Here is a 22,676-nt window from a genome sequence, read left to right on the forward strand (position 1 = left end):
CGGTGTCCTCTCGTTGCCTCACGCGGATAGCTGCGCCGCCGGATCGACCGGGAGGGTGGCCCGGATCGTCGTCTCCACCAGCGCGGTCACGTCCTCGGTGGTCAGCCCGGCGGCCTGGGCCCGGTGCAGCCAGGCCACCAGGTCGGCCCGTAGTTCGGCCTGGTTGGGCAGGGACGCCCCGGCGAGCGTGCGGGTGACGAACGTGCCGACCCCCGGCCGTCCCTCCGCCAGCCCCTCGATCTCCAGCTCGCGGTACGCCTTCAGCACCGTGTTCGGGTTGATCGCCAGTGCCTGCGCGACGTCACGGACCTTCGGCAACTGGTCGCCGGGGCTCAGCAGGCCCACCCGGAGGGCCTGTTTCACCTGCTGCACCAGTTGCACGTAGGTGTTCACCTTCGACCGGCCGTCCAGTACGAACTCGATCACCCGGAACGATCCCTTCTTATTGTCCTACGACAGTAGGACTATAGGACAGACAGCATCCTGCCCGGACGGATGGCTGTCAAGACTCGCTTCCGGTCCCGCACGCAGGTCGGCGGGTGCCGCGCACGGGTCAGCGGGGTGCCGCGACCACGTCGGGGGCGGCAACGGGCAGGGCGTCGGCCGGCGTCCCGGCGATCCGGGCCGTCTCGGCGAGGGCGACGCCGGCCAGCACCAGCAGGCCGCCGCCGAGCTGGGCGGCGTTGAGCGCCTCGCCGGCACCGAGCACGATCCAGGCGACCGTGGCGGCGATCACCGGCTCGACCATGCCGAGGATGCCGACGCTGGTCGCCGGCAGGTGCCGCAACGCGCCGGCCACCAGCAGGAAGGGCAGGATGGAGCCGAGCAGGACGACGTACCCGCAGAGCAGCGCGACCGGCACGCCGCCGCTGGTCCCGCCCAGCGGTGCCCAGCCACCGGTGCCGTCGGTGACCGCCCGGGTGAGCAGCCCGGCCACGGCCGAGGCGCCGAACGCCCAGGTGGTCAGGGAGAGCGTGTCGTGCCGCTGTACGCCCCGGGCGCCGAGCAGGTAGTAGCCGGCCAGCAGTACGGCGGCACCGAGGCCGGCGAGTACCCCGAGCCCGTCCAGTTTGAGTTCTCCCCAGACCTCGGCCACGCAGGCCAGGCCGGCGAGGCTCGCCGCCAGCCCGACCCAGAGCCGGGGGCGTACCCGCTGGTGCTGTCCGAACCGGGCCCAGAGCGCGACCAGCAGCGGAGCGGTGTACTCGAACAGCAGCGCGATGCCGACCGGCATCCGGGAGATGGCGACGAAGTAGAGCATCGGGGTCAGGAAGAACCCGGCCAGGCCGTAGACGACCAGCAGCGGCAGTTGCCCCGGGGTGATTCGGAGGCGGCGGGCGCCGGGCCGGAGCAGCAGGCTCAGCGCGAGCAGCCCGGCGAACGCTCCGGCGGCCCGGATCAGGGTGAGCTGCGCGGCCTCGATGCCGGCCCGGAGTACCAGCTTGGAGGCGGTGCCGTTGACGGCGAACAGCACGCCCGAGGAGAGCACCATGGCCACGCCGAGGGCAGGTCTGCGAGTCGTCACCGGGAGAGGGTAGCCGGATACCGGTCAGGAGCCGAATAGCTTTTGGTCATTACCACGCCGGTCCCCCTCGACGCCGGGCCGCACTACGGGCCGGTCGGGGAGGACGTCGACCTCGACGTGTCGGCCGGGCAGTCTCATCCATCGATGACATTGACTTAATTGAAACGATTCGATACGTTGCCGACGTCGGGAAAGGCCTTTCCGATCCGGCCCTGTCCTGCCGGCGCGTCACCTCGGCGTACCGGCTCCGGTGGTTGTCCTGGCGGGCCCTTTCGGACCGTCGTCGACACGGGCTTTCCCGGCCACCGTTCCCCCAGCTCAGGAGGACCAATGACGCTCACCACCACCACCGACCGGAGACCACCCGACCGCCGGTCACGACGGCGCGGCTGGCAAACCGGCCTGGTGCTGGCGCTCACGACCACGCTGGCCGGCGCCGGCACCGCGGTCGGGCTGCCCCCCGCGGCGGCGGCCACCGGCGACCACCACGTCTCCCGGCACAGCGGCGAGGCGCCCGACCTCTACGATCTCGCCGACTGCGGCAGCGGCTCGTACAACGCCGAGGCGGTGCTGAACGGCAGCACCTGGACCGCCCGCAACGGCAGCAGCACGGTCTACACCGGCAGTGACATGCGCTCCGCGGTGCAGGCCGCGGTGAACAGCCTGTCGTCGGGGCGTACCTCGAAGCAGCGGGTGGTCGTCCGGGGGTCGGGTTCGGTGAGTGCCAACTCCCGGATCTCGCTGCCGAGCTACACGATCCTGGACGTCTGCGGCACGATCAACGTGACCGGCTCCGGCTCCGGCGACCAGGCCCCGGTGTACGCCCGGGGCGCCACCGACATCGAGGTGCAGCACCTCAACCTGACCGGGGCGCCGCTCTACGGCATCTTCATGCGCAACGTGAACAACCTGACGCTGGGTCAGATCGACATGCGGCTCTCCGGCGGTCTCGGGGTGCGGATCGACAACCACGGCGGCGACCGGGCGGTGAAGGTCCGCAACATCCGGATCGACAACGTGTACGTGCAGGGCACCCGCAGTCAGGGCGTGGAGACGTACGGGGTGGACGGGCTGACCGTCGGCACCGTCACCGCCCGCAGTGTCGGCGAGTCCGGACTGCTGCTCAACGACACCATCAACGCCACCATCGGTACGGTCGACGCGGACAACGCCGGCGCCGGCACCGGGTACGCGGCGTTCCGGATGGCCAACCGCAACGGCCGGGTGGGCAGCAGCTACCCGACGAACATCCGGGTCGGCAACGTGATCGCCCGGGGCGGCGGGCGCGGCATCTTCTGCGTCTCGGAGAGCGGCGGCGCGGTGATCGACCGGGTGACCATCTCGAACACCGGCAACAACTCGATCCTGATCGAGAACTGCTACAACGTCACCATCGCCGGGCAGTCCGGGACGGTGACCGGCGGTGGCGAGGTCCGGATCGCGGCGCGTACCGAGTTCCCGCTCTCCTCGAACATCACCTTCCAGAACCTGACGGTGACCAACACCAACATCCGGCAGAGCCCCTGCGGCGGCGCCAACAACGTGATCCGGAACGTCACCCGGAACAACTCCACGCTGACCTGGTGCTGACCCGTACCCGTCAACTGCGCCGACGGATCGCGTTCGCTTGCGTTTTTGTCGGTGCCGGGGTGTACTCTCTCCAGTAGTTAGAACGAGTGTTCGATTGGGCGGGGATCGATGCGAGTCGGTCCGCCGGCCGGATGCTCGGGCTGATGCCGGGGGTGGCGTTCGCGGCGTAACCCCCGAGTGCGGTTTCGCGGACCGCACGGGATCCGGATCCGCGAGTCCGGACCCACCAGGCAGGATCGTCGTTCGCCGCCCACGACCCCCGGGCGGCGGACGACGAACCCGCCGGTTCGGCCGGCCGGGTGTGGTGTGGGGAAGCGTCCACATCCGGCCGGCTACACACCGGTGCGTCTTCCTCCGCAGCCGGCTAGTTCGACGTGGTGCGTCGCCCTCGGCCGCCGCGCTGGCGCTGACCAGCGTGGTCGTTCCGGCCGGCAACGGTGACGCGGTGAATGGGTTGACGCGGAGGAGACAGTCCCATGCCGACCAGCCAGGCTCAGGCGCCGACGGTGCCGTCGCACGTGCTGCCGCACCGCACCCCGGCCCAACTACTGACGATCGCCCGGATGGGGCTGGCGGAGGCCGCCGAGACCCGCCCCGACGGCCTGCGATACGCCGCCGCGCACCTGGCCGCGCTGCGCGCGGCAGCGGCGATGCTCGCCGCCCGGGCCCGTCCCGCACCCACCCGCCGAAACCGGGTCACCAGTGTCTGGGCGCTGCTGGTGGTCGTCGCCCCGGAGTTGGGGGAGTGGGCCAACTACTTCGCCACCGGCGCCACCAAGCGGGCCGCCGCCGAGGCGGGCATCCCCCGGGTGGTGAGCGCCCGGGAGGCCGACGACCTGCTCCGCGCGGCCGAACAGTTCGTCGCGGTGATCGAGGTGGCACTCGGGGTGGCGCACCAGCCCGTCCTCGACGGGATCGCCGCCTGACCGCTGTCGCACCGATCGGTAGGGCACACGGCTCGATAGGGCACACGACGTAGCAGCCGGGGCGCCCGGTCCGCAGGGCCGGAGGACCGGTCCGGCCGAGGCTGCGCACGGTACGACGGGTCGCAGACAGCAACGGAAACGCGCGGGGGGCAGGGGTCGAGATGGCGGGGCGGATGGTGGTCGGTTCCGCCGCCCTGACGGAGCTGGTACGCCCGGCGAGCGGCTCCGACCCGGCCGGCGCACATCGACTGCTGCCGGTGCTGCCCGAGTTGGCCGGACTGCTGCCCAACCGAGGACTGCGCCGGGGCAGCACCGTCGCGGTCGGTCTCGGTCATCCGGCCCGGGGCGGCAGCACCTCGCTGATGCTGGCACTGCTCGCCGAGGCGTCCCGGTCCGGATCGTGGTGTGCCGTGGTCGGAGTACCGACCCTTGGTGCGGCGGCCGCCGCCGACCTCGGCATCGAGCTGGACCGGCTCGCCCTCGTCCCCCATCCCGGCCCGGAGTGGGCGACCGTGGTCGCCGCGCTGATCGACGGGGTCGACGTCGTGGTCGCGGCGGTGCCCGACACGGTCTCCGCCTCGGTGGTCAGCCGACTGGCCGCCCGGGCCCGGCAACGTGGCAGCGTGCTCGTCCCGTACGGCCGCTGGACCGGTGCCGACGTGACACTCCAGGTGATCCGGGGTGCCTGGGAGGGGCTGGGGCAGGGCCGGGGCAGGTTGCGCCGCCGGGAGGTGACGATCTCCGCCCGGGGCCGGGGCGCGGCGGCCCGCCCCAAGGAGATCCGGGTCTGGCTGCCCGGCGACGGGTCGACCCGAGCGCGTGCGTCGGCACCGTCGGGGGCGGCGGCAGCGCGCCGAGCCTCGCTCACCGTGGTCGGTAGGGCAGGCGCGTCGAGAACCGCGGAGGGGTAGGGGCAACCTGAGTCGAACACACGTTCTAAGATCCGCATAACTGCTGGTCGAGGGAGGTGTGTGCGGTGGCGCCGGTGCGGACGATGCTGCTCTGGTGCCCCGACTGGCCGGTGATCGCCGCGGAGATCGTCGACGGGGTGCCGGCGGCCGCTCCGGTCGCGGTGCTGTACGCCAACCGGGTCGTCGCCGCCTCCGCCTCCGCCCGCGCCGAGGGGATACGCCGGGGGCTGCGCAAGCGGGAGGCGCAGAGCCGCTGCCCCCGGCTGACCGTACTGGACCACGACCCCGGCCGGGACGTACGCGCCTTCGAGCCGGTGGTCGCCGCCGTCGAGGAGGTGGTGGCCGGGGTCGAGGTGATCCGTCCGGGAGCGTGCGCGGTCGCTGCGCGCGGCCCGAGCCGGTACTTCGGCGGCGAGGAGCAGGCCGCCGAGCGGATCGTCGAGCACGTCGCGCAGAGCTGCGAGGTGGAGAGCCAGATCGGGATCGCCGACGGGGTCTTCGCCGCCGGGCTGGCGGCCCGGTCCGGTCGGGTCGTCCCGCCCGGCGGCACCGCCGGGTTCCTCGCCGAGCTGCCCGTCGAGGCGCTGGGCCGGCCGGGGCTGACCGACCTGCTGCGCCGGCTCGGGCTGCGTACCCTGGGCGACTTCGCGGCGCTGCCCGCCGGGGACGTGCTGGCCCGGTTCGGGTTCGACGGGACGCTGGCCCACCGGCTGGCCGCCGGCCAGGACCACCGCCCGCTCGCGGTCCGGCGCCCGCCGCCCGACCTGGCGGTGACCGAGACGTACGACGATCCGCTCGACCGGGTCGACGCGGCGGCGTTCGCCGCGCGGACGCTCGCCGAGCGGCTGCACGACACGCTCGCCGGGCACGGGCTGGCCTGCACCCGGCTCGGCATCGAGGCGGTCACCGCGCACGGCCAGGAGCTGCGCCGGGTCTGGCGGCACGACGGGCTGCTGACCGCGGCGGCGATCGCCGACCGGGTGCGCTGGCAGCTCGACGGCTGGCTGACCGGGACCAGCCGGCGTCCCGGCTCCGGCCGGGCCGGCCCGCCCCGGCCGACCGCCGGGATCATCCGGCTGCGCCTGGTCCCCGAAGGGGTGCTGGCGCACGTCGGCCTGCAACCGGGGCTGTGGGGTGAGACCGGGGCGGAACGGGAGCGGGCACACCGGGCGCTGAGCCGGGTGCAGGGCATCCTCGGCCCCGAATCGGTGCTGACCGCGGTGCTCGGCGGCGGGCGTTCCCCGGTCGACCAGACCCGGCTGGTGCCCTGGGGTGACGAGCGGGTGCCGAGCCGGTCGGCGGCTCCGCCGTGGCCCGGCCGGTTGCCGTCTCCCGCACCGGCGGTCGTACTGCCCGAGCCGCTGCCGGCGGCGGTCTACGACGCAGGCGGGGAACTCGTCCGGGTGACCGCCCGGCTGGAGATCAGCGCCGCACCGGCCCGGCTGGAGGTGCTCGTACCATCGGCCCGGCCGGAGGCGACCGTTTCGGTGGCCCGGGCGGAGGGGGTCGTTCCGGCGGTGCGCCCGTCGGCCGACGGGCCCGGAGCCGTCGCGGCCGGAGCGCCGGTGGAGATCGTCAGTTGGGCCGGTCCGTGGCCGGTCGACGAGCGCTGGTGGGCCCCGGCGGAAGCCCGACGGCGGGCCAGGTTCCAGGTGGGACTGACCGACGGTACGGCGCTGCTGCTCTCCCTGGCCGGCGGCCGATGGTGGGTGGAGGCCGTCTATGACTAGGCGGGCGGTGCGCAGGCGGACCATGAGCGGGCGGGCTGTGACCGGGCGGGTGGCGCGGTGAGCTTCCACAACCCGGACATGCCCTGGTCGGAGCTGGAACGCGCGCTCTCCGGCCGGCCCGGCGGTCCGGGCGAGCCCCGGCTGCGCGTGGTGGATCCGCTCGCGGTCGACGCCGACGGCGGAGACTCCCCGGCCTGGACCCGCAAGCGCCCCGGCTACACCCCGGCCGAGCTGCCTGCCCCGGTCGAGGGTGCGGTGCCGTACGCGGAACTGCACGCGCACACCAACTTCAGCTTCCTCGACGGGGCCAGCCATCCCGAGGAACTGGCCGAGGAGGCGGCCCGGCTGGGCCTGACCGCGCTGGCGGTGACCGACCACGACGGGTTCTACGGGGTGGTGCGGTTCGCCGAGGCGGCCCGGGCACTGCGGCTGCCCACCATCTTCGGCGCCGAGTTGTCGCTCGGGCTGCCCGGGCCGCAGAACGGCGAGCCGGACCCGCTCGGCCGGCACCTGCTGGTGCTCGCGCACGGCCCCGAGGGGTACGCCCGGCTGGCCAGCACCATCGCCCGGGCACACCTGCGCGGCGGCGAGAAGGGTCGCCCGGTCTACGGCGAGCTGGAAGAGGTCGCCGGGGAGCTGAAGGACCACGTACTGGTGCTGACCGGGTGCCGGAAGGGGACGGTGCCGGCGGCGCTGCTCACCGAGGGGGTCGAGGCGGCGGCCCGGGAGCTGGACCGGTTGACCGAGCTGTTCGGGGCGGAGACGGTGGCGGTGGAGCTGACCGACCACGGCGACCCGTACGACGGCGACCGCAACGACGCGCTCGCCGAGCTGGCCGCCACCGCCGGGCTGCCCACCGTGGCCACCAACAACGTGCACTACGCCACCCCGTCCCGCCGCCGGCTGGCCACCGCACTGGCGGCGGTACGCGCCCGGCGCAGCCTGGACGAGATCGACGGCTGGCTGCCGGCGGCCGGTACCGCCCACCTGCGCAGCGGAGCCGAGATGGCGGCCCGGTTCGCGGCCTATCCCGGCGCGGTGGCCCGGGCCGCCGAGTTCGGCGCCGAGCTGGCCTTCGACCTGAACCTGGTGGCGCCGAGGCTGCCGGACTACCCGGTGCCGCCCGGGCACACCGAGATGAGCTGGCTGCGCGAGCTGACCATGGACGGCGCGCTGCGGCGGTACGGCCCCCGCGACGCGCACCCGGAGGCGTACCGGCAGCTCGACCACGAGCTGGGGATGATCGAGGCGCTCGGCTTCGCCGGCTACTTCCTGGTGGTCTACGACATCGTGAAGTTCTGCCGGGACAACGACATCTACTGCCAGGGCCGGGGTTCGGCGGCAAACTCGGCGGTCTGCTACGCGCTCTGGATCACCAACGTGGACGCGGTACGCCACCAACTCCTCTTCGAGCGCTTCCTCGCCCCGGAACGGGACGGCCCACCGGACATCGACGTCGACATCGAGTCCGACCGCCGGGAGGAGGTGATCCAGCACGTCTACGCCAAGTACGGCCGGGAGCACACCGCGCAGGTCGCCAACGTCATCTCGTACCGGCCCCGGTCGGCGGTGCGGGACGTCGCCAAGGCGTTCGGCTTCTCGCCCGGCCAGCAGGACGCCTGGAGCAAGCAGATCGACCGGTGGGGCAGCGTGGCGGCGGTCGACGTGGACGACATCCCCGAGCACGTGGTCGCGTACGCCAACGAGTTGCAGACCTCCCCGCGTCACCTGGGCATCCACTCCGGCGGGATGGTGATCTGCGACCGGCCGGTGATCGAGGTGTGCCCGGTGGAGTGGGGGCGGATGCCCGGCCGCACCGTGCTGCAGTGGGACAAGGACGACTGCGCCAGCGCCGGACTGGTCAAGTTCGACCTGCTCGGCCTCGGCATGCTCTCCGCGCTGCACTACGCGTACGACATGATCGAGTCGACCCTCGACCTGAGTTCGATGTCCCTGGACGACCCCGAGGTCTACGCGATGTTGCAAAGGGCCGACTCGGTCGGGGTGTTCCAGGTGGAGAGCCGGGCGCAGATGGCCACCCTGCCCCGGCTCAAGCCGGCCTGCTTCTACGACCTGGTGGTCGAGGTGGCGCTGATCCGGCCCGGCCCGATCCAGGGCGGCTCGGTGCACCCGTACATCCGGCGCAAGAACGGGCTGGAGGAGGTCACCTTCCCGCATCCGCTGATGCGCAACGCGCTGGAGAAGACTCTCGGGGTGCCGCTGTTCCAGGAGCAGTTGATGCAGCTCGCGATCGACCTGGCCGGCTTCGACGCCGGTGGCGCCGACGAGCTGCGCCGGGCCATGGGCTCGAAACGCTCGGCCGAACGGATGGCGCAGATCCGGGACCGGCTCTACGCCGGGATGGCCGAGCGGGGCATCATCGGCGAGGTCGCCGACGACGTCTATCTCAAGCTCTCCGCCTTCGCCAGCTTCGGCTTCCCGGAAAGCCACGCGATGAGCTTCGCCTACCTGGTGTACGCCAGCTCCTGGCTCAAGCGCTACCACCCGGCGCCGTTCCTGGCCGCGCTGCTGAACGCCCAGCCGATGGGCTTCTACTCGCCGCAGACCCTGGTCGACGACGCCCGCCGGCACGGCGTCGAGGTACGCCGCCCGGACATCAACGCCAGCGGTGCCAAGGCCACCCTGGAGTCGACCCCGGAAACCCGGTGGGGGAGTGCGCCCGGCGAGCCGCCGCACCGGTGGGGGCTGGGCGGCCCGGCGGTCCGGCTCGGGCTCTCCGGGGTGCGTACCCTCGGCGACGACCTGGCGGAGAAGATCGAGCGGGAGCGGACCGCGCACGGGGCGTACCGGGACATGCCCGACCTGGCCCGCCGGGTCGGCCTGACCGCCGCGCACCTGGAGGCGCTGGCCACTGCGGACGCCTTCGCCTGCTTCGGGCTGACCCGGCGGGCCGCGCTCTGGGCGGCCGGTGCCGCCGCGCAGGACAAGCCGGACCGGCTGCCCGGCACCATCGCCGGGGCGGAGGCGCCGACCCTGCCCGGGATGGACGCGGTGGACCGGCTGGTCGCGGACGTCTGGGCCACCGGGCTCTCCCCGGAGAGTCACCCGGCCCAGTTCGTCCGGCCCCAGCTCGACGCGGTCGGCGCGGTGCCGATCGCCAGGCTGGCCCGGCTCGACCCGGGGCAGCGGGTCCGGGTCGGCGGCATCGTCACGCACCGGCAGCGCCCGGCCACCGCCGGTGGGGTCACCTTCATCAACCTGGAGGACGAGACCGGCATGCTCAACGTCACCTGCTCGCCGGGGCTGTGGCAGCGCTACCGGAAGGTGGCCCGGACCAGCACCGCACTGGTCGTGCGGGGAATGCTGGAGAAGCACGACGGGGTGACCAACCTGGTCGCCGACCGCCTCGATGCGATCACCCCACCGGTCACCCCCGCCTCCCGCGACTTCCGTTGAGCCGTGCGAAAGAGGGCTACCTGGCAACGGTGCCGATCCGACAGCCCCGGCGCAGGTAGCCGGCCGCGCCCAGGACGAAGACCACGGCGACCGTCAGCCAGGAGGCGGTCACGCTGGACGGCTGTAGCGGCCAGGCCCACACGCCGGCGAACCCGCCGACCTGCCGAGGGGTCGCGGCGTAGACGGCGCAGGCGTACCCGAACGCGGGCAGCCAGGCCAGGCGGGCGCCGAGGAGCACCGCGGCCGCGGCGACCAGTCCGGCGTAGCCGAGGGTGTTGCGGACCAGGGCGTACGCGCCGAAGACCCCGGGTGCGCGCAGCCCGGTCACCGCCAGCGCCGCGCCGATCGACGCGACCCCGAGCAGGAGGTGGCCGGCTCGCCAGCCGGGCCAGGGCAGCGGGGTGCCGCGCTCCAACTCCTCGTCGGCCCCGCCCAGGGTGGGCGCGAGCAGCAGTACGGCGAGCAGCGGCGCGAGCGCGACGACCGGTATCCGGGCGGCGGGTCCGTCGAAGTAGGGCCGGCTGGCGAGCCAACTCCCGGCGACCCAGGCCAGTGGCGCCACGACAGCGACCCCGAGCACGAATGCCGGGCCGCCCCTGGCCCGGGTGTGCAACAGCAGGAGCCGGCCGTTCACGGCAGTTCCCCCAGCGCGACCAGGCGCGGAACGTCGCAGCGGTGCGCGGCGTCGAGGAACGCGGCGAACCAGGCGCGCTGGTCGTCGAGGGAGAGCGCGTAGAGCCGTCCGACGCGGGTGTCGGGGGCCGGGCGTTCCTCGAACAGCCACGCCCGGGCGGCGTCGAAGGTCGGATAGATCCGTCTGTCGGGTCTGCTGAACTGCCGGTGGCAGTTCGGGGTGACGACCTGGCGCAGGTCGGCGCGGAGCCAGCCGAGGTTGGCCAGGCCGTCGCCGGTCGCGGTGGACTGGCTCCCCAGATTCAGCCAGAGGGTGCCGTCCGCCGGCCCGGTCGGCTCACCGTCGACTTGCAGGGCCACGTCCGCCGCCCGGGTCGGCGCCCCGGGGATGCCGGTCATCCGGCGCAGCACCGGCTGGACGAGCGGTGTCAGGTCGTCCAGCAGGAAACCGTTGATCCGGGCCACGCATACCGGCGGCCCCTCCGTGGTGCAGGTCGGCTCGACGGCACCCGGGTCGGCGCGGAGGTGGCCGGCACCGGCTCCGGTGGCGATCGGCACCGCCACGGCGACGGCGAGGAGGCCGGCGAGCAGGGCGGCCCGACGCAGCCGGGCCGCCAGCGCGAGGAGCGTGCCGGTCAACGCCAGTAGCCAACCGGCCTGTAGGGCGTGCGTTCCGGCCGGCAGCAGCCGCTCGGGGCCGGAGCCGGGGTGGACCGGGGACAGCCAACTGACGCCGCTGGTGTCCCAGTAGGTGAGCACGGCGAGCCCGAGGTAGGTGCCGAGGCCGGCGACGGGGGCGACCACCCGCAGCGGGACGAGCCGCCCGACCAGTACCCCGAACGCGGCGGCCGCGCAGAGGGCGAGGACGCCCACCGCCAGGGTCCACCACCATCCGCCGCCCGCGTAGGTGGCCACCCGGCCGACCAGCACCGCCGCGCCGAGGAAGGCGGTGAGCAGCCCGGCGGTGCCGGCGAGCGAGACCGCCAGCCAGGCCACCACCAGCGGTTGCCAGCCCGGCCGGGCCGCCGAGCCGAGCAGCTCGTCGATGCCTCGACGCCGCTCCCGACCGGCCTGCCAGGCACCGGCGGCGACCATCAGCGCGCAGAGCACCATCAGCGACGTCCGCAGGTACTCGGCGAGGCCGGCCCACCGGCCGCCCCAGTCCTCCGGGTGTACGGCCAGCAGCCACCCGCCGACCCCGAACATCAGCAGAGCCGCACCCGGTGCGGTTCCCCGGCGCAGTTCCACCCGTAGCGGACGTCTCACCGGCGCACCGTCCGGGCACCCCGCAGCACTGCGGTGTAACCGCGCTCGATCGCCGTGTCGCCGCTGCCGCCGTCCACCCCGGCGGCGACCAGTTCCTCAGGCGTGCCGGTGAAGACCAGCCGGCCACCCTCGACCAGGCTCACCCGGTCGCACGCCGTACCGATGTCCTCGACCAGGTGGGTGCTGACCAGTACGCAGGCGTCGACGCCCAACTCCCGCAGGAGTGCCCGGAAGTCCACCCGCTGCTCCGGGTCCAGGCCGGCGGTCGGCTCGTCCAGCAGGACCACGCGCGGATCGTTGACGATCGCCTGCGCGATGCCGGCCCGGCGCAGCATGCCGCCCGACAGGCGCTTCATCCGCTCGTCGGCCCGGTCCAGCAGTCCGACGCGTTCCAGCGCCCGCTCGACCGCGAGCGGTACCCGGGGTCGGGGCATCTCCTTCAGCCAGGCGAAGTACTCGACGAACTCCCGGACGGTGAACCGCGGGTAGTAGCCGAACGCCTGCGGCAGGTAGCCCAGTTGCCGGCGTACCTGCCGGAGTGCGGTCCGGTCCGCGATGTCGTGACCCAGCAGCCGTACCCGGCCACGGTCCGGGCGGGCGACCGTGGCGAGTACCCGCATCAGGGTCGTCTTACCGGCGCCGTTCGGCCCGAGCAGCCCGTGTACGCCCACCGCCAGCTCCAAGTCGAGGCCGTCGAGGACGACCCTTCTGCCGTAGCCGACCCGCAGGCCCTCGATGCTGACCGTCATCGTGCCCCACCTCTCCGACGTGCTTCCCAGCGCCGACGACGCGTCGTCTCCGACGTGCTTCCCGTCGCCTGTGCCGGCGTCAGGTCGTCGACGACCGCCCCGGGCCGCCGCCGGGTCACGGCGCCACCTCGCCGCCCAGCCGACCCTGCCGGGCCAGCAGCAACGCCACCGCCGCCGCGATGACGGCCAGCCAGACCGGTACGGCCGCCGGAGCGACCAGCCATCCGTTGCCGACCGGCGGGACCGGTGACGCGTCTCCGGGTGGCACCAGCACCAGCACGGCCCACCCGGCCGCCACCGCCAGCCCGGCCCGGGCCGGCTCGATCAGCGAGCCGAGCCCGAGCGTCAGACCGGTCAACCCGAGGCAGGGCAGCAGCCACATCGCCGGCGTACCGATCCCGGATACCGCGCCGGTGAGGAACGCGACCGGAACGGTGACCGCCAGTACCGACAACGTCCGCCACAGGATGATCCGCAGCCCGGCGTACGGGCTGGCGGCGACCAGTTCGTGCAGCGGATCGGTGTGCCGGCCGTAGGAGACGGCAACGCCGAGCACCGGCAGCAGCGGCGCGACCAGCAGAAGTATCCAGGGTCGGACCGGCAGTGAACCGATCTCGATCGCCACGGCCAGTGCCAGGGTGGTGACGACCGAGCCGAGCCAGCCGACCCGGGCTGCCGGTCCCGCGCCGAGCAGCACCGCGACCTGCCGCCGTCGGGTACCCGGGCGGATCCGTCCCTGGCCCGGCAGCCGCGCGGCGAGGGTCGCGCCGACCGCGGCGACGAGCCGTCCGATCGGCTCGTCCAGCGGCAACCGGGCCCGGCAGGTTTCACACCGGTCGAGATGTGCCTCGACCGACCACGCGTCGGCGTCGGCGAGCCGGTCCTCGGCGTAGGCCCGCAGGGCGACCTCGGGGATGTGGAACGTACTCACGACAGTGCCGCCCGCAGCTCCCGCCGGGCCCGCATGGCCCGGGTCTTGATCGTTCCCTCCGGCAGCCCCAGCAACAGGGCGGCCTCCCGCACCGTGAAGCCGTCGAGGACGGTCGCCTGCACCACCGCCCGCAACTCGGGCGACAGTCGGTGCAGGGCATGCTCCAGCCTCGCGTCGTAGGTGCCCAGCATGGCCTCCTCCTCTGCCGACGGTGACCAGGCGAGAAGGATCTCGTCGGCCGGGGCGGCGGTCCGTGGCCGGGCGAGGGCCCGACGGCTCGCGTCGACGAGGCGGTGCGCGGCGATGGTCCAGACCCAGCCCACCACCTCACCGCTGCCGCGATAGGTGCCCGCCGCCCGCCAGACCGCCAGGAAGGTCTCCTGCAACAGATCGGCGACGAGTTCCGGGTCCCGGCATCGGCGGCGCAGCCGCAGGGCCAGCCAGGGGGCGTGTCGGGCGTAGAACACCTCGAACGCCCGCCGGTCCCCGGTACCGACGAGGTGCAGCAACTCCTCGTCGCCAACCTCCATCACGTGAAGGTAGGACGCGGCCCGGCCGGAAACGGTTCTCCCGGGCCGGACGCTCCGGCGGGACCGCCGAACGCGAGCCCGTGGGCCGCGCGTGCGCCCGGCCCGGCGTGGGCTCAGACCGCCGCCCGGTGGAGCGTGAGGAGAGCCGGGGGTTGCGAGCCAGGCGGTCGCGCACGGCAAGCAGCAAGACCCGGGCCGCCCGGGGTTGCCGGATCGGCCGGCGCGGCAGCCGGCGATCAGGTCGGGGCCGGGTGGCTTAGGCTCGTCGGGTGGAGCGAACTCAGAGCCGTCCGTCCGGCCCGGCGACCGGCCCGCGTACCGCCGTGGTCTGGACCGTGCTGCGCCGTGAGCTTGCCCGGCAGCAGGGCAGGACGCTCACCGTGCTCGATGTCGGCGGCGGGACCGGCGGCTTCGCGGTGCCGCTGGCCGAGGCCGGCCACCGGGTGACGGTGGTCGACGCCAGCCCCGACGCGCTCGCCGCGCTGACCCGGCGGGCCGCCGAGGCCGGGGTCGCCGATCGGGTACGCGCGGTGCAGGGCGACGGTGACGCCCTCGCCGGGCTGGTCGAGCCGGCCAGTGCCGACCTGGTGCTCTGCCACGCCGTACTGGAGGTGGTCGACGATCCGGCCGGGGTGGTCGGGGCGATCGGCACCGCGCTGCGCCCCGGCGGCGCGGCGAGCGTACTGGTGGCGAACCGGGCCGCCGCCGTGCTGAGCCGGGTCACGAACGGGCACCTGGACGTCGCCGCCACGCTGCTCGGTGATCCGGACGGGCACGCCGGGCCCCGGGACACCCTGCGCCGGCGTTACGACGCCGACGGCGCCGCCGCGCTGCTGGAGGCCGCCGGGCTGGCGGTCGAGCAGACCCACGGGGTACGCGTCTTCGCCGACCTCATCCCGGCGGTGGCCGCCGAGGCGGACCCACCGGCCCTGCTGGAGTTGGAGTTGGCCGCCTCGGCCCAGCCGCCGTACCGGGACATCGCCGCCCAGTTGCACCTGTTCGCCCGCCGTCTGGCATGACGAGCCCCCTCGACCTGGTCCGGCCGCACTACTTCGGCGGCAGCCTCGCCGACGTGCTGCCGAGCGCGCTGTCGGTGCTCGGCGTCGACCGGGCCGACCCGCTCGGGCTGGCCGGCCAACTGGCCGGGGTACGCCGGATCGCGGTGCTGCTGGTCGACGGGCTCGGCTGGTACCAGTTGCCGACCGCCGCCCCGCACGCGCCGGCACTGACCGACCTGACCGGGCGGTTCGGACGCCCGCTCACCTGCGGTTTTCCCTCCACCACCCCGACCAGCCTGGTCAGCCTCGGCACCGGGGCCGCGCCCGGTGCGCACGGGGTGCTCGGCTTCCGGGTCAACGTGCCCGGCACCGACCGGGTACTCACGCACATCGACTGGCCGAGGTCGCCGGTCGACGGCCCGAACTTCCCCGGTGGCGGCCCGGGCTCGCCGGTGGGCGGCGACCGGGCCAGCGGCTCCTGGTCCTCCGCCGGCACCGCCGAGTTGCCCGGTACGGCCGACCCGCTCGGCAGCGGCAGCCCGTCGCACCCGGCCGGGCCGACACTCCCCGGCTCTCCGGCCCGGGCACCGGTGCCCACTCCCGCCGCCGGATCGGGCGACGATCCGGATCCGCGCCGGTGGCAGCCGTTGCCGACCCAGTTGCAGCGGGCCGAGGCGGCCGGAGTCGCGGTGACCGTGGTGAGCCGGCCGGCGCTGGCGAACACCGGCCTGAGCGTGGCGGCCTACCGGAGCGGGGCGCATCGGGGCGCGGAGGACGTCGACGCGCTGGCCACCGAGATGCTCGCGGCGCTCACCGCCGGGGACGGCCCGACCCTGGTCTACGGCTACCACCCGGACGTGGACCGGCACGGGCACCTCAGCGGCATCGACTCCGCCGACTGGCGCTCCGCGGTCGCCGAGGTCGACACGCTGGTCACCCGGCTGGTCGACGGGCTGCCGCCGGACGCCGCACTGCTGGTCACCGCCGACCACGGCCAGCTCGACATCCCGGCGCAGGGGCGGTACGACCTGGACACCGATCCCCGGTTGCGGGCCGGGATACGGGTGGTGGCCGGCGAGGCCCGGGTCCGCTACCTGCACACCCTGGCCGGGGCGACCGCCGACGTGGTGGCCGCCTGGTCGGAGGTGCTCGGCGAGCAGGCGTGGGTGGCGACCCGGGAGGAGGCGGTCGCGGCCGGCTGGTTCGGCCCGGTACCCGAGGCACACCTGCCGCGCATCGGTGACGTGGTGGTGGCCTGCCTGACCCCGACCGTGGTACTCGCCTCGAAGACGCACAACCCGATCGAGACGACGCTGGTGGCGTACCACGGCTCGTGTACGGCGACCGAGATGACGATCCCGCTGCTGGTCGTACGTTCGCTCGGCGCCTGACACCCGCTGTTGCCGAAGAAGATCTAGGTAGGTCTATTGTCCGGCGTGCCGTTACCTCGTACGCTTCCGATCACCGCATGTGAGCGTTCATCTCAATCGGGCGGACACCACGGGGGTGCCGATGGGCGTCGACGGCTTGCTGTTTGTCTCGCTGAATGCCCTGTTCGTGGCAGTCCTTCTGGTTGCCGGCGTCACCAAGGCGGTGGTGCCGCAACCGGTCCGCCGCGCGGTCGAGGAACTGCTGGATGGCAGCGCTAACACCATTTCCGCCGGTGCGGTCCGGGTGTTCGGGGTCGCGGAGGTCCTGATCGGTCTGGGCTTGCTGATCCCGGCCGCCCGGGCCGCCACCGGATTCGCGGTGGTCGGCCTGGGTGTGCTGTTCGGACTCGCGGGTGCCGCCGGCCGGTGGCGGCGGAGCGCACTGCCGTGCGGCTGTCTCGGTGGCGGCCCGCACCCGCTCGGGGCCCGCAACGTGCTCGTGGGCGCGGCGTTCGTCGCGCTCGGCGTACTCGATGTCGTCGCGGTGCCGACCGGACCGGCGCCCGAGGCCCGCGCTCCGGCGATCACGGCGGCCGCGATGGTACTGCTCTGTCTGTGGCTGCACCGGCGCCTGGCGTGGCGGTTGCTGCGCGCCGCCCCCCGACCCGACGCGACGTGAGGGGTGTCGATGGAGCTGTTCTTCGGACTCGTGCTGCTGGTGCTCGCCGCCGGCATGGTGGTGCTCTTCGCGATGGTGGGCGAACTGGCGTCCCGGGTCGGTGACCCGGCGAGCCGGAGCCGGTCGGCCGAGGTACTGCTGTTGGACCAGGCGAGGGCCGGTCATGTCCCGGCCGGCTGGCCGGACCGGTTGGCGCCGCTGGGTGCGGCCGACCGGGGAATCCTGCTCGTACTGAGCACCGTCTGCAACACCTGCCGGCAGCTCGCGCCCGAGGTCGCGGCACTCGCCGACACCGGCGGCGTCGACGGCCGGCCACTGCTCGGTGTCGTGGTCACCTGCGGCAACGCCGACAGCGGGGCCGAGTTCGTCGCGACGTACGGCCTGGACCGGCTGGCGCACCACGTCGACGTGGCCGGCGACTGGGTGCAGGGCGAATTTGACATCCACACCAGCCCGGCCGCTCTGCTCCTCGCCGCCGGCCGGGTCCGGGCGGCGTTGCTGTTCGACGACATCGCCGCGCTGCTGGCACGCAGTGTCCAGATCCTTGACGAGCAGCAACCCGAGGAGGTCGCGCGATGAGTACAGACGACGATGCCGGCAGCCGGCAGCGCAGGACCGGCCGGCGCCGCCTCTTCGCCGGGATCGGAGCCAGCGGCCTCGCCGCGGCGGTCGCGGTGTTCGGCCGCAGCACGCCGGCGGCGGCCGCCTACGTCTACGCCTGCTGCAACCTGGAGTTCCATCCGACCATCTCGGTCGCCCAGTGCAAGAGCGGGTCGCACTACGTCTGGCACTGCTGGCACGCCGGATACGTACGCTGCCAGTGCTGCGAGGCCAAGGACTCGTACGGGCACACCGTCGCCTCCGCCTACAGTTGCCAGTAACCGGAGGATCGGCGTGGCGTCCTGGGCGATCCTGGCGGTCGGGCTGCTGGGCGCGGTCCTCCAGGCGTTCAGCCCATGAGGACTGTCCATGGCTGGGGTCGCCAGCCCGATGCTGCGGCGCTCCCGGGCGGACGGGATCCGCTTCCTGGCCGGCCTGATCGCGGGTGCGGCGGCGGGTGCGGTCGTGGTGGCCGTGCCGGTGTACCTGCTGGGGCGGCTGCTGGAGCCGCTGCCGGGCCCGGTCGCGCTCGGGGTGCTCGCCGGGGTCTGCGTGCTGCTCGGGCTGGCGGACCTGGCGCAGCGGACACCGCACGTGTGGCGCCAGGTGCCGCAGGCGCTGTGGCACCGGCTGCCGCCGGCCGCGCTCGGCGTTGCCTGGGGGTTCGACCTGGGACTCCTGTTCACCACTCAGAAGACCACCTCGCTGATCTGGGTGGCCGTGGCGGCGGTGGCCCTGCTGCGACCGGCGCTGGCCGCCACGGTGCTGACCGCCATCGCGGTGGGGTCGACGGTGGTGGTCGTGGTCACCACGCTGACGGCCGGAGCCGACCGGCGTACCGAGGCGGGATGGAGCGGATCATGGGTGACGTGGGCGAGACGCGGCTCGGGGCTGCTGATCCTGTCGGCGGCGGCGGCGAGCGTCGCGGGGCTGCTGACCTGACCCCGCTGTTCGAGTTGGAACCCGGCGGTGGCCAGGTCGTGGTGACCCGGTTCGAGTGCGGCAGCCTCGCCCGGCTGCTGGTGCTGCTGGTGCTGCACCACCGGGTCAAGCGGGACGTCGCGCGGCTCGGCGAGGGTCTGATCGGCAGCCGGGTGGTGGTCGACTGGCGGCGGCGGGTCGTGCTCAGCGTCTCGCTCTGGCCCGACATCGCCAGCGTGTACTCGATGGGCGGCGTGCCGCGGCACGTGGCGGCGGCCCGGCTGCCCGGCCTGTTGGGCATCCGCACGACCTGCGGGGTGTTCTGCTTCGCCGGTGACTGGCGGCGGGTGATGTTCCACAGTCCGGTACCGGCCCGGAGCCCGTTCGAGCCGGTCGTCCCCTGAAACGTCCCGGAAGATTCTCCGCGGGTGACGCCTCCTGGTTTCCTGCGGTACGAGCAGAGAGGACCCGCTCATGCCTCCGACGGATCGCGGCATCGTCGCCGTCCGGCGCAACGCCGACGGCACCACCACGATCGACGTGTGCGCCGAGGTGCGCCACGGCGTACCGGTCGGCACGTTCGCCCGGCACGTGCGCATTCCCACCGAGCTGGTGCGGATCGAGGTGGCGATGGAACAGGCCGGCGACCTCCGGTTCACCGGCGGCGTGGTCGAGGTCGTGCCGGACGGCAGCGGCAGCGTGCACATCCGCCCGCTGTCCGGCGGCGGCGAACTGTCGTGACGCCGCACCGGGCACCGGTCATCGGCCGGGACCCGCCCGTCATGACCCTTCCGGGGCGGCGCGGAACACGATCGTCAGACTGAACGTGGTCCCGTCGACCTGGTAGGCGTAGCAGCCCGGGCCGCCGACCGTCGTCGTCCCGGGCAGGTCGCTGTCCGGGTTGGTCAGCACGGCGTAGTGCCCGCCGTCGCGGGGGCCACCGGTGTACGCGAACGAGGCGGCGGCGCTGCCCGGCGCGTCGATCCGCGCCGCCCGCAGCAGCACCGGGCCGGTGTAGCCGGTGGCGATCCACCGGACCTTCTTCCGGTACGTGCCGTCCGGTTGCCGGTCGTCCTCGCGCAGCCGCAGCACCGCGCCGTCCCGGAAGTAGTCCGCCACCGGGTACACCGGACCGGGGCCGAGCACCTGGGTCGCCTGACCCGGCCCGGACCAGGGTTGCGGTGCGGTGGTCGGGCACTGGTCCCTGGGCGCCCCGCTGGGCAGCCGGAGCGGGCCGGCGGACAACTCGGCGGGCGACGTCGGGGTGGCGGCCGGCGGGGCGGCCTCGGGTGCCGGGCCGTCACAGGCCACCGACGCCAGCAGGAGCGCGACAGCCGCCGCTGCCCGGAGAATTCTCGGCACACCCGCAGTATCGACCATCACCGGGGTGATCTGCGACCTGCGCTGTCGCGTCGCCCGGGTCAGACCCCGGCGGCGGCGAGCCGGCCGAGCTGCCCGTCGGTGAGGGTGAGGTCGAGCGCGGGCAGCGCCGCGGCGTACTGCTCGGGGGTGCGCGGGCCGAACAGCGTGACGAACTCCGGATCCCGCTGGTGCAGCAGCCAGGCCAGTACGAGCTGGTTGCCGGTGACCCCGAGTTCGGCGGCCAGCTCGGCGACGGCGGCGAACCGGGCCTCGGCGTCCGGCCCCCGGTACGACTCCATCACGTGGTGGTCGCGCCGTTTCGCCAGGTCGTCGTAGCTGCCCTTGAGGATCGGCGAGTATGCCACCAGGGTCACCGCGTCGTTGGCCCGCAGGTAGTCGAGCTGTTCGTCGTCCACGATCGAGAGCGTGTCGGCACCCGGCCGGGGGCGCAGGTAGGAGTGCTGCTGTTGCAGGGCGACCGGAGCCGGCCAGCCGTACCGGTCGGCGAGCTGCCGGATCCGCTCCAGCCGCCAGGTCCGGACGTTGGACCAGCCGACGTACCGGATCTTGCCGGCCGAGACCAGCCCGGCCAGGGCCTCCAGGGTCTCCTCCAGCGGGGTGTTCCGGTCGTCGACGTGCACGTAGTAGAGGTCCACGTGGTCGGTGCCGAGCCGGCGCAGGCTGTCGTCGAGCGCCCGGCGCAGGGTGTCCCCGCCGGCGCCCTCGTACTGCCGGCTCGCCGCCCGCGGGTCGTGCGGGTTGTTCCGCACCGCCTCCACGTCGCGGATCCAGGCGCTGCCCTTGGTGGCCAGGAACACCTCGTCACGCCGTCCGCTGCGGTGCAACCAGCGGCCGAGCAGGCTCTCGCTCTCGCCGCCGACGAAGGGCGGGCCGGGCCACCAGGCGTAGCAGTTCGCGGTGTCCAGGAACGTGCCGCCGCCGTCGAGGTAGCGGTCGAGGATCGCGTACGACGACTCGTCGTCGGCGAGCGTGCCCATCAGCATGCAGCCGAGGGCGAACTGGCTGACCCGCTCGCCGGTCTGCCCGAGTGGCACCGTCTTCATCGGATTCCTTCCCCGTGTCCGGTGCTGTGCCGGACCGCAATGGTAAAGAGCCGTACCCGTTCGGTGCCAACCGGAATTGTCGGCGCGGTTGCGTCGTACCCCCGGGTTAACCTGCCGCTATGGGTCGCAGCCAGTCCGTGCCACGCGGCGGTGATCCGCGCTTCGGCGCGGACGCCGACGACTCCGGCTCGCCGATCCTGCACGTCGACATGGACGCGTTTTTCGTCGCGGTCGAGGTCCGACGCCGGCCCGACCTGCGGGGTCGGCCCGTCGTGGTCGGCGGGATCGGCCCGCGCGGCGTGGTCAGTTCGGCCAGCTACGAGGCCCGGACGTACGGCGTGCGCAGCGCGATGCCGACGATGCGGGCCCGGGCGCTCTGCCCGTCGGCGGTCTTCCTGTCGCCCGACTTCACGCAGGTCACGGCCGCTTCCCGGGCGGTGATGGAGATCTTCCGCGACGTGACTCCACTGGTCGAGCCGCTCTCGCTGGACGAGGCGTTCCTCGACGTCGCCGGGGCGCGCAAACTGCTCGGCCGGCCGGCCGAGATCGCCCGGCTGATCCGGGCCCGGGTCGCCGAGCAGGAGGGTCTGACCTGTTCGGTCGGGGTGGCGCCGACCAAGTTCGTGGCCAAGCTCGGCTCCACCCGGGCCAAGCCGGACGGGCTGATCGTGGTGCCGGCCGACCAGGTGCTGGAGTTCCTGCATCCGCTGCCGGTGGAGGCGCTCTGGGGGGTGGGGGAGCGGGCGGCGGAGACGCTACGCCGGCTCGGGCTGCGGACGGTCCGGGACATCGCCGAGGCGCCGGTCGGGATGCTCCGGGGCAGCCTGGGCGACGCGGCCGCGACCCACCTGCACGAGCTGGCCTGGGGGCGGGATCCCCGCCGGGTGAGCCCGGAGCACGCGGAGAAGTCGATCGGGGCCGAGGTCACCTTCGACACCGACCTGGCCGAGCCGGAGACGATCCGGCGGGCTCTGCTGGCGCTCGCCGAGAAGGTCGGCGTCCGGCTGCGCCGGGCCGGGCAGGTCGGTCGGACGGTCTCGATCAAGGTACGGTTCGCCGACTTCCGGACGGTCAACCGGTCCCGCACGCTCGGCGGGCCGACCGACGTGACCCGGGAGGTGTTCGACACCGCCTGGGCGTTGTTCGACGCTCTCGGCCCGGGTGACCGGATCCGGCTGATCGGCGTCCGGGTCGAGGGGCTCAGCGACGGCGACCAGACTCCCCGACAGCTCGCGCTGGGCGCGCCCGAGCACGGCTGGCGGGAGGCGGAGGCCGCGGCGGACGCCGCGGCTGCCCGATTCGGGCGTTCCATGGTGCGCCCAGCGAGTCTGTTGGGGCACGGCGACCTGCGGCGGACGGAAAATCCGGCGCGGCCATAGGTCGTCCCGCTTTCCGACCCGCGACCCCCCTCGTAGACTGGCGGGTAAGCAGCCGGTTGGCTGCCACGGTCTGTCGGTCCGAGCGGACCGACCAA

Annotated in this window: 23 protein-coding genes; 14 read left to right on the forward strand and 9 right to left on the reverse strand. The window is 73.8% G+C overall.

The features are described 5' to 3' along the window. Positions 1-18: 18 nt before the first annotated feature. Both ACQEVC_RS19690 and ACQEVC_RS19695 read right to left on the reverse strand, forming a co-directional pair. Complete coding sequence (locus ACQEVC_RS19690; protein ID WP_432879515.1) at positions 19-426, reverse strand: GntR family transcriptional regulator; 408 nt, start codon at positions 424-426, stop codon at positions 19-21. Between the two features lie 127 nt (positions 427-553). Continuing rightward, positions 554-1,525, reverse strand: coding sequence for an EamA family transporter (locus ACQEVC_RS19695; protein ID WP_432879518.1), 972 nt, complete (start codon positions 1,523-1,525; stop codon positions 554-556). Between the two features lie 330 nt (positions 1,526-1,855). Between ACQEVC_RS19695 and ACQEVC_RS19700 the strand changes: the two genes are divergently transcribed. The 5 genes from ACQEVC_RS19700 (at position 1,856) to ACQEVC_RS19720 (ending at position 10,099) form a co-directional block, all read left to right on the forward strand. Beyond that, positions 1,856-3,115, forward strand: coding sequence for a hypothetical protein (locus tag ACQEVC_RS19700; protein ID WP_432879520.1), 1,260 nt, complete (start codon positions 1,856-1,858; stop codon positions 3,113-3,115). Positions 3,116-3,591: 476 nt separating this feature from the next. Beyond that, the gene (locus tag ACQEVC_RS19705; RefSeq protein ID WP_318394409.1) at positions 3,592-4,041 is read left to right on the forward strand and encodes an SAV_6107 family HEPN domain-containing protein; all 450 of its coding nucleotides are present in this window, start codon (positions 3,592-3,594) and stop codon (positions 4,039-4,041) included. Positions 4,042-4,202: 161 nt separating this feature from the next. Next, positions 4,203-4,952 carry a hypothetical protein gene (locus ACQEVC_RS19710; protein WP_432879523.1) on the forward strand — a complete coding sequence of 250 codons (750 nt, stop codon included), beginning with the start codon at positions 4,203-4,205 and terminating at the stop codon, positions 4,950-4,952. A gap of 65 nt (positions 4,953-5,017) precedes the next feature. Then, on the forward strand, positions 5,018-6,682 hold the full coding sequence (locus tag ACQEVC_RS19715) for a DNA polymerase Y family protein (protein ID WP_432879525.1): 1,665 nt from the start codon (positions 5,018-5,020) through the stop codon (positions 6,680-6,682). A 57-nt stretch (positions 6,683-6,739) separates the two neighbouring features. Beyond that, positions 6,740-10,099, forward strand: coding sequence for an error-prone DNA polymerase (locus ACQEVC_RS19720; protein ID WP_432879527.1), 3,360 nt, complete (start codon positions 6,740-6,742; stop codon positions 10,097-10,099). Positions 10,100-10,115: 16 nt separating this feature from the next. On the opposite strand, the gene ACQEVC_RS19725 is transcribed toward ACQEVC_RS19720, so the two are convergent. The 5 genes from ACQEVC_RS19725 to ACQEVC_RS19745 all read right to left on the reverse strand — a co-directional run bounded on the left by ACQEVC_RS19725 (position 10,116) and on the right by ACQEVC_RS19745 (position 14,208). Beyond that, on the reverse strand, positions 10,116-10,733 hold the full coding sequence (locus tag ACQEVC_RS19725; RefSeq protein ID WP_432879529.1) for a hypothetical protein: 618 nt from the start codon (positions 10,731-10,733) through the stop codon (positions 10,116-10,118). Beyond that, positions 10,730-11,998, reverse strand: coding sequence for a hypothetical protein (locus ACQEVC_RS19730; protein WP_432879532.1), 1,269 nt, complete (start codon positions 11,996-11,998; stop codon positions 10,730-10,732). Before ACQEVC_RS19730 ends, ACQEVC_RS19725 begins: the two co-directional genes overlap by 4 nt. Next, a complete protein-coding gene (locus ACQEVC_RS19735; RefSeq protein ID WP_432879534.1) occupies positions 11,995-12,747 on the reverse strand; it encodes an ABC transporter ATP-binding protein in 753 nt (250 codons plus the stop codon). The genes ACQEVC_RS19730 and ACQEVC_RS19735 overlap by 4 nt, the downstream gene beginning before the upstream one ends. Positions 12,748-12,862: 115 nt before the next feature. Continuing rightward, the gene (locus ACQEVC_RS19740) at positions 12,863-13,678 is read right to left on the reverse strand and encodes a zf-HC2 domain-containing protein (protein WP_432879537.1); all 816 of its coding nucleotides are present in this window, start codon (positions 13,676-13,678) and stop codon (positions 12,863-12,865) included. Beyond that, the gene (locus ACQEVC_RS19745) at positions 13,675-14,208 is read right to left on the reverse strand and encodes an RNA polymerase sigma factor (RefSeq protein ID WP_432879540.1); all 534 of its coding nucleotides are present in this window, start codon (positions 14,206-14,208) and stop codon (positions 13,675-13,677) included. The genes ACQEVC_RS19740 and ACQEVC_RS19745 overlap by 4 nt, the downstream gene beginning before the upstream one ends. Positions 14,209-14,477: 269 nt before the next feature. On the opposite strand from ACQEVC_RS19745, the gene ACQEVC_RS19750 reads away from it, so the two are divergent. From ACQEVC_RS19750 to ACQEVC_RS19785, 8 genes are all read left to right on the forward strand, one after another. Then, a complete protein-coding gene (locus tag ACQEVC_RS19750) occupies positions 14,478-15,227 on the forward strand; it encodes a methyltransferase domain-containing protein (RefSeq protein WP_432879542.1) in 750 nt (249 codons plus the stop codon). Continuing rightward, the gene (locus tag ACQEVC_RS19755) at positions 15,224-16,597 is read left to right on the forward strand and encodes an alkaline phosphatase family protein (RefSeq protein ID WP_432879545.1); all 1,374 of its coding nucleotides are present in this window, start codon (positions 15,224-15,226) and stop codon (positions 16,595-16,597) included. The genes ACQEVC_RS19750 and ACQEVC_RS19755 overlap by 4 nt, the downstream gene beginning before the upstream one ends. 121 nt (positions 16,598-16,718) lie before the next feature. Continuing rightward, positions 16,719-17,255: a MauE/DoxX family redox-associated membrane protein gene (locus tag ACQEVC_RS19760; RefSeq protein ID WP_432879547.1), complete on the forward strand. Its 537-nt coding sequence runs from the start codon at positions 16,719-16,721 to the stop codon at positions 17,253-17,255. A gap of 9 nt (positions 17,256-17,264) precedes the next feature. Then, complete coding sequence (locus ACQEVC_RS19765; protein ID WP_432879549.1) at positions 17,265-17,834, forward strand: hypothetical protein; 570 nt, start codon at positions 17,265-17,267, stop codon at positions 17,832-17,834. Next, a complete protein-coding gene (locus tag ACQEVC_RS19770) occupies positions 17,831-18,136 on the forward strand; it encodes a hypothetical protein (RefSeq protein WP_432879552.1) in 306 nt (101 codons plus the stop codon). Before ACQEVC_RS19765 ends, ACQEVC_RS19770 begins: the two co-directional genes overlap by 4 nt. A gap of 88 nt (positions 18,137-18,224) precedes the next feature. Beyond that, positions 18,225-18,797, forward strand: a complete 573-nt coding sequence (locus tag ACQEVC_RS19775; RefSeq protein WP_432879554.1) for a hypothetical protein — start codon at positions 18,225-18,227, stop codon at positions 18,795-18,797. 14 nt (positions 18,798-18,811) lie between these two features. Further along, on the forward strand, positions 18,812-19,180 hold the full coding sequence (locus ACQEVC_RS19780; protein ID WP_432879557.1) for a hypothetical protein: 369 nt from the start codon (positions 18,812-18,814) through the stop codon (positions 19,178-19,180). 70 nt (positions 19,181-19,250) lie between these two features. Continuing rightward, the gene (locus ACQEVC_RS19785; protein WP_432879560.1) at positions 19,251-19,517 is read left to right on the forward strand and encodes a hypothetical protein; all 267 of its coding nucleotides are present in this window, start codon (positions 19,251-19,253) and stop codon (positions 19,515-19,517) included. A 39-nt stretch (positions 19,518-19,556) separates the two neighbouring features. Here ACQEVC_RS19785 and ACQEVC_RS19790 read toward each other — a convergent pair whose 3' ends face one another. After that, entirely contained in the window at positions 19,557-20,138 is a 582-nt protein-coding gene (locus ACQEVC_RS19790) for a hypothetical protein (protein WP_432879563.1), read from the reverse strand. A 59-nt stretch (positions 20,139-20,197) separates the two neighbouring features. Beyond that, positions 20,198-21,202 (reverse strand): aldo/keto reductase, encoded by a 1,005-nt coding sequence (locus tag ACQEVC_RS19795; protein WP_432879565.1) that lies wholly within the window; start codon positions 21,200-21,202, stop codon positions 20,198-20,200. 119 nt (positions 21,203-21,321) lie between these two features. On the opposite strand from ACQEVC_RS19795, the gene ACQEVC_RS19800 reads away from it, so the two are divergent. Continuing rightward, positions 21,322-22,581, forward strand: a complete 1,260-nt coding sequence (locus ACQEVC_RS19800) for a DNA polymerase IV (RefSeq protein ID WP_432879568.1) — start codon at positions 21,322-21,324, stop codon at positions 22,579-22,581. The last annotated feature ends 95 nt before the right edge of the window (positions 22,582-22,676 follow it).

It is taken from the genome of Plantactinospora sp. CA-294935 (assembly GCF_050936445.1).
In the GTDB taxonomy this organism is placed as follows: domain Bacteria; phylum Actinomycetota; class Actinomycetes; order Mycobacteriales; family Micromonosporaceae; genus Plantactinospora.